Here is a 2,079-nt window from a genome sequence, read left to right as displayed (position 1 = left end):
CCGACCGTGCACCGTCCCCTCCGGCGCCTCGACCCCACCCGTCGCGTTCCACTCGTGGACCACCCGCTCGAACTCGCCGGGCGTGAGCATCGGCAGCTCCGCCACGGACCGGCCCGGGTCCGCGACGGCGCCGGCCAGCAGCACGTTCAGGTGCTCGCCGAACCGGGCCATCGTCGACGCGTCGAACAGCTCGGTGCTGTACTCGACCAGCGCGCGCAGCCCGCCGTCGTACTCCTCGAACTCCACGGTCAGGTCGCCGAGCGCGGTGTCCCGCTCCAGGCGGTACTCCTCGACCCGGACCGGGCCGAGGTCCGGGTGCATGCCCGGGGCGTTCTGGAGGACGACCATGGCCTGGACGAGCGGGGTGCGGCTGGTGTCGCGCTCCGGCTGGATCGCTTCCACCAACCGCTCGTACGGCACCTCTTCGTGGGCGAAGGCGTCCAGGACCGTCTCGCGCACCTGCCCGAGCAGGGCCGCGAAGGACGTCTCCGGCTCGATGGACGAGCGCAGCACCACCGTGTTGACCAGGAAGCCGACCAGCTGCTCCAGGTCCGCCTGCCCGCGGCCCGCGGAGGCGGTGCCGACGGCGATGTCGCGCTGCCCGCTCCAGCGGGCGAAGACGGCCTTGACCGCCGCCGTCAGCGCCATGAAGAGGGTGGCGCCGTGCTCGCGGGCCAGCTCCTTCACGGCGTCGGCCGTGGCGGCCGGCACCTCGAAGGCGTGGACGGCGCCCGCGGAGGAGCGGACGGCCGGGCGGGGCCGGTCGGTGGGCAGTTCCAGCGGGGAGATGCCGGCCAGCCGCTCGCGCCACCAGTCCAGCTGCTCCGCCAGCAGCCCGCCGTCCTCCAGTCGGTCGCGCTGCCAGGCGGCGAAGTCCGGGTACTGGACCGGGACTTCGGCCAGCCGCGCCGGGCGGCCCTCGGTGCGGGCCGCGTACAGCTCGCCCAGTTCGCGGGCGGCGACGCCCATGGACCAGCCGTCGGTGACGATGTGGTGCATGCCGAGCAGGAACAGGTGCTCCTCGGCGGCCAGCCGGACCAGCAGGACCCGCACCAGCGGGCCGCCGCGCAGGTCGTACGGGCGCTCCAGCTCCTCCCGGGCCAGTGCCCGCAGTCGCTCCTCGTCCCCGTCCGGCACCTCGGCCGTGCGCCACTGCGGCGCCAGCTCCGGGTGGACGATCTGCACGCCCCGGCCGTCGGCCACGTCGAACGTGGTCCGCAGGGCCTCGTGGCGTGCCACCAGGTCGCCGACGGCGGCACGCAGCGCTTCCGCGTCCAGCGGGCCCGTCAGGCGCAGGCCCGCGGCCGAGTGGTACTCGGTGCTGCCCTCGTTGAAGTCCTCCAGGAACCACAGGCGCTGCTGGCCGAAGGACATCGGCAGCACACCGTCGCGCGGCATCACCGGGATGGCGGCGGTGTCGGCCGGCTCCTGCGGGGCCACGGCGGCCGCGAGTTCCGCGACGGTGGGGGCCTCGAAGAGCAGGCGCGGCGAGAGGCCGGTGCCCAGGGCCCGGCGGGCCCGGGAGACGACCTGGATGGTGAGGATGGAGTCGCCGCCGAGGTCGAAGAAGTTGTCGTGGACACCGACCCTCTCCACGCCCAGGACCTCGGCCCAGACGGCGGCCAGGGCCTCCTCGGTGGCGTCGCGCGGGGCGGTGTAGGGGGTGCCGAGCTGCTCGGCGGGGGCCTCCGGCTCGGGCAGGGCGCGCCGGTCCACCTTGCCGCTGGGGGTGAGCGGGAGCCGCTCCAGCGGGACGAAGAGCGCCGGGACCATATAGTCGGGCAGGGTCCGCGCCAGGTGGGCGCGCAGGTCCGCGGTGGGGATCGCCTCGTCGGCGACGACATAGGCGACAAGGCGCTTGTGGCCGTCGGCGCCCTGGTGGGCGATCACGACGGTCTCGCGCACCAGGTCGTGGCGCACCAGGGCCGTCTCGATCTCGCCGAGCTCGATACGGAACCCGCGGATCTTGACCTGGTCGTCGGCGCGGCCGAGATGTTCGAGCGTGCCGTCGGCCAGCCAGCGGGCCACGTCGCCGGAGCGGTACATCCGCTCGCCGGGGGCGCCGTACGGGTTGAGGGG

Annotated in this window: 1 protein-coding gene; it reads right to left on the bottom strand. The window is 74.7% G+C overall.

Annotation, left to right across the window (positions count from 1 at the left end; genetic code table 11):
* Positions 1–2,079 (bottom strand): condensation domain-containing protein (locus ACIPXB_RS37090; RefSeq protein ID WP_401457409.1); only part of this gene is annotated, 2,079 nt, incomplete at both ends.

The organism is Streptomyces sp. NPDC090022 (assembly GCF_044748145.1).
In the GTDB taxonomy this organism is placed as follows: domain Bacteria; phylum Actinomycetota; class Actinomycetes; order Streptomycetales; family Streptomycetaceae; genus Streptomyces.
The sequence above is the reverse complement of the archived record's forward strand: the minus strand, read 5'-3'. Positions and strand labels throughout refer to the sequence as shown.